This is a genomic window from Streptomyces capoamus (assembly GCF_014654935.1).
GTDB classification, from domain to species: Bacteria; Actinomycetota; Actinomycetes; order Streptomycetales; family Streptomycetaceae; genus Streptomyces; species Streptomyces capoamus.
On the sequence record NZ_BNBF01000027.1, the window covers coordinates 30,796 to 35,519 of the forward strand.

Consider the following 4,724-nt stretch of genomic DNA (forward strand, 5'->3'; position numbering starts at 1 on the left):
GGGTCGCCTGCCTCGACCAGGCCAGCTTGGAGCGGTGGCACTTGTCGATCCCGTTCTTGTTCTGCTTGTCGGGGTGGTCGGTCTCCGGGTAGAGGTCCACCCCGTCGTCCCCGGTGACTCCCTCACCCGACGAGTAGGAGTCGCCCATCGCGACGACGGAGTTGGCGGGCTTGCCCGGGAGGGGCTGGAAGGCGACGGCGCCCCAGGCGATGTCCTCGTCCGCAGTGCCGTCGTCAGTGGTGTTCGACAGCTCGACCCGCGGGGTGCCGGTGAAGTGGAAGGCGCCGAGGCTGACCCAGCCGCCCGCGCGCTGCAGCACGACCCGCTGGGAGCTGATGCTGTCCGTGCCGAGCACCTTGTACGCGGCCTGCCGGGTCTGGGCACCGGTGTCGGGCAGGTGCACGAGGACCCGTGCCCAGTCGAGGTTCTGGCCGAGCGTCCAGGTGCCGTCGATGGTCAGGTAACCGTTGGCGCCGCCGAAGTGGGCGGTGTCGCGGGTGTGCGTGTACCAGTAGTGGCCGCCGTAACCGCCGCCCACCTGGTGCAGGTCGGCCTTCGCCTCGTAGCGGCCTTCCGTGCCCGGGTTGAACTTGAAGGCGAAGCTTCCCGCGGACGACGCGTTGCCGCACGCGCTCCACGTCGGCGTCTTGTCCGGGATGGAGGTGACGACCTTGGCCCCGGACGGGGCGTCGCACACCGGCGTGCCGGTCTGCAGACGGTAGCCTCGCTGCGGCTCCGGCACCAGCGACTGGTACTTGATGTTCTCGAAGCCGCAGGTGGTGGCGCAATCCGACTTCCAGCTCGTACTGCTCTGGTTCCACCAGTACTTCGCGTAGCACTCGGCGTCCGGGCAGTCCGGAGGCGTGTCGGGGTTGCAGTTGTTCTTGGAGTTGCAGAACGTGTCGAGCGGCGGCTGGACGTGCACGCGGTTGTACCGCGCGCTGCCCTCGTACAGGTAGGGCAGGTCCGTTCCGTTCCAGTAGGCGGGGCGGAAGCCCGCGGAGGAGAAGCCCGACTCACCCGGCCAGTCCTGCCGGCCGGAGGTGGCGTAGGAGTACCCGGTGTCGATGGACCAGGCGGCCCAGCCCATCACCTTCACCTCGTACGGCCAGTCCTGCGGGTGCGCGGCGTCCTTGACGGCGTACGGGTCGACGTCGGTGTTCATGAACGGGCGGCCCCAGCCCTTGGCGTAGATGGGGTTGGCCGGGTTGTTGTACCAGCCCAGACCCCAGTGCCCGCCATGCTGGGAGGCCTCCGAGGGCGGGTTGAACCCGAGGTTGTAGTTCCAGACCGCGGTGAACCAGTTCTCCACCTTGGACGGGTCGTCGTTGTTGACGGTGACCTTCTGGCCGGCCTTGTGGACCTCGTTCCACTTGTCGGCGAGGATCTTGAGGGACGCGGCCACGTTCGACGCGTAGTCGACCGCGATCAGCTTCTGCAGGGAGGGCGACAGGCTCTTCTCGCCGGTCTTCTCGTGCCCGGCCAGCCGCATGCCGTCGGTGACCTGCCCGACGCCGTAGCCGCAGTCCGACTTGTCCCAGTTGATCTGCCAGTAGGCGGCGGGGTCGTTGTCGTCGGCCTTGTGCCCGTAGTAGCCGTCCACCGCGGCGAGGGGATTGCCCATCTGCCCGGGGATCGAACCGCCCTCGGCCTGCCAGAGGTTGGACTCCTGGGCCATGATGCCGAGCAGGACGTTGGCGGGGATCCTGCCGCCGCCGGTCAGCTGCGGCAGCGGAAAGATCGCCTGCGGGTCGACGGTGCCCAGGCCGGCCTGGTCGCGGTAGCTGCCCTGGCGGATGTAGCTCGCGCTCAGGTTGCCGCGCACCGCCATGTCGACGGCCCACTCGACCTGGTTCGACGTCGGCTGCAGTGCCTGCACGGCCACGTCGTTGCGGGACACCGAGCACCAGCGGTCGCCGTCGGTCGGGTCGGTGGCGTTGCCGGCCGCGGTCACGGTGTGCGCCGCCTTGGTGTGCCTGCCGCCGGTGCCGACGAGGACGGGTGACGGGTTCCGGCCCGAGCCGTCGTCGGCGGACTGCCCCACGCTCTGCGTGAGCCTGGTGGCGGTGGCGGTGGCGGTACTGGTCACCGTCACGGCTTCCGCGCCGGCCTCGGCGGGCGTGGCGGCCTGGGCGGGGCGGGGTTCCTCGGTCCTCGTGAAGCCCTTGCCCGCGCCCTTGATGTGGGCCAGACCCGCGCGCACGCCGGGGGTGAGGACCGGCTCGACGGCGAGACGGCCGTGGGAGGAGACGTCGATGCCGGCCGGTGCGGCGACGCGGGTGACACCGGTTCCCGCGGTGGCGGCGGCGCCCTTGGGGTGGCCGGTGAGGAAGACCCGTCCGGCGTCGCCCTGCACGAGGCCGAGGTCGCCGAGCCTGCCCGTGGCGAGCTTGCGGGGCTTGCGGCCCCCGGTGTACAGCTTGGCGTGCGCCGTGGTGTCGCCCTTGCGGTCGACGAAGGCGATCCTGCCGTCGGTGACGGGCCGGATGTCGAACGGTGCGCCGTCCGCGTCAGCGAGCTTCCTCACCCTGCCGGAGCGGTCGAGGTGCACCAGGTGGCTGCCGAGCGCGGCCACCGTGCCGTCCCGCACCGGAACGGCGCTGGTGACTTCGCCCTTCGTGGCGGCCGTACCCGTGGTCGCCCCCGACACGTCCACGGTGACGACACGCGTGCGGGTGCGGGCGGCGTCGTTCATGTCCCGGAACGCGGTGAAGGCCGCACGGTGGGTCGTCGTGTTGCACGACGGGTCGAAGTAGGCCAGCGACGCGGTGAACGGCAGCTTCTTCACATGACCGGTCGTCAGGTCGACGACGGCGGTGAAGGCGCCGCCCTGCATCAGGTCGGGCTTGTTGGTGAAGCTGCGCGGCGCGTAGACGACGGCCGCGTGGTCATGGTCCATCAGGCACTGGTTGCCGATCCACGAATCCGCCGGCAGGCCCGGTTCGGACAGTACGGCGGCGGTCTTCCACGCGTACGCCTTGCCGCTGTCGGCGACGAGCAGGTGCAGGCCGTCCGCGTCGGCGGCGGCCGTCACCGCGCGGTCGGGGCTGGTCCGCCAGCCCTGGCCGAGCTTCTTGCCCGGGTCCTTCACCCCGCCCGAAGGCGCCGCGGGGGCGGTGGGGTGCGGGGCGGGAGGGGGGTTCGGCGCGGCGCCGGCCGGCATGGCCTGGAGGAGTCCGCCGGTGAGGGCGGCGCAGGCCAGGACGGTCACGACGGGTGCGCGCCTTCGTCTGGTGAGTCTCAAGGAAGCTTTCCCCGTTTTCCGTTGAGTGGTTCCGCGCCCTCGCGGGCACGGCTGACCCGTCCGCCGCCTCGGGAACGAGTCGCGGCGGACGGGAGTGGGATGCGGCCGGCCGGCCGGGACACGGGTACGCCGAGCAGCCGCCCGGACCGGTGGTCGGTGGGGTCGCAGGCGGTGAGGGCTCCGGCCGGGAGGGGCGCGACGGGGTCCGCACGCCGTCAGGGGTGTGCGGACCCCGGCTTACGGCTGATGCGGGGCCGTCTAGTTGCAGTTCGTCGAGTCGCGGACCGCGTTGATGATGTAGGTGCTCGAGCTCGAACTGTTCTTCATCAGCGCGGTGACCTCGCCGCAGCCGCCGCGGGCGCGGTAGACCGGCCCGGCGTACTCGCTGAAGGTGCCCGAGTCACTCGCACAGCCGTCGGCCGTGTAGTTCGAGCAGAGCTTGATCTTCATCCACTTCGCGCCGCCCGTGTTGTTGTCGAGGATGGCGCAGGTGGGGGTGTCGTTGCTCGCGGGGTTGTCGCCCTTGATGTAGACGAAGAGGGTCCCCCTGCGGGTGGCGTCGGGCAGCTGCTCCGCCTTGTAGACCTTGTACCCGGTGCCGCAGACGTTCCCCAAGGTGGCCGCGGCGTCGGGCTGCGCCGCGACGACGGCCCTGGTGTGCTGGTCGGCCGCCGCCGAGATGCTGGGCACCGGGCGGTCGGCCGCGGCGACCTGCGAGGTGGTCAGCCCCAGCAAGCCGACGGTGGCCGCGGCCGCGAGAAGCGCGGACTTCGCGGAAAGGTGGCTGCGCACGGACATGGTTCCCCCTGAGGAATGATCCAGGTCACCCCGCGGTGCGACAGAGGACCGGGGGCGAGCTGTGCGTGGTGGTCGCAGGGAGCCAACCAGACTGCTCTTAAGCTGTCCTGAAGATTTGTGCGAGCAAAACGGATCTTTACGTTCCGTTATGACGCTCCGCGTGGGTCCTTGTGCTCCAGGGCGGAGGAACCAGGCAAACGCCCGGCCGTCCGGTCACGCACGGTCCCGTTGCGCGGGCGGAAAAGTGGGACAGCTCACGCGGGAAGCGGAACGGCCCCCGCCCACCGGAAGGGTGGGCGGGGGCCGCGGTATCGACGACCTGGCGGGTCACTCGGCCGGCTGGGCCAGCACCGCCTCGGCGTCCAGCGTGACGCCGACCGCCTGCACCACGGAAGCGATCTTGAACGCCTCCTGGACGGTCTCGCGCTCGACGCCGGCCTTGCGCAGCACCTGCTCGTGCGAGTCCAGGCACATGCCGCAGCCGTTGATCGCGGAGACCGCGAACGACCACAGCTCGAAGTCGACCTTCTCCACGCCCGGGTTGCCGATGACGTTCATCCGCAGGCCCGCGCGCAGGGTGCCGTACTCGTGGTCGGACAGCAGGTGCCGGGTGCGGTAGAAGACGTTGTTCATCGCCATGACGGCGGCGGCCGCCTTGGCGGCCTGGTACGCCTCCGGCGAC

At 70.7% G+C, this 4,724-nt stretch carries 3 protein-coding genes; all 3 read right to left on the reverse strand.

All coding sequences use genetic code 11. The annotated features are described in order from the left end of the window. Positions 1 to 3,211: hypothetical protein (locus IE312_RS31900; RefSeq protein WP_229900679.1), on the reverse strand; the 3,211-nt coding region annotated here is incomplete at its 3' end. Between the two features lie 291 nt (positions 3,212 to 3,502). Further along, a complete protein-coding gene (locus IE312_RS31905) occupies positions 3,503 to 4,042 on the reverse strand; it encodes a hypothetical protein (RefSeq protein WP_229900680.1) in 540 nt (179 codons plus the stop codon). A 327-nt stretch (positions 4,043 to 4,369) separates the two neighbouring features. Beyond that, a partial coding sequence (gene ahpD / locus IE312_RS42740) for an alkylhydroperoxidase, AhpD family (RefSeq protein WP_229900681.1) occupies positions 4,370 to 4,724 on the reverse strand: 355 nt, incomplete at its 5' end.

Bases quoted from the DNA above. Each gene is read 5' to 3' on its own strand.
- IE312_RS31905 (WP_229900680.1), bottom strand. From the start codon at position 4,042: ATGTCCGTGCGCAGCCACCTTTCCGCGAAGTCCGCGCTTCTCGCGGCC.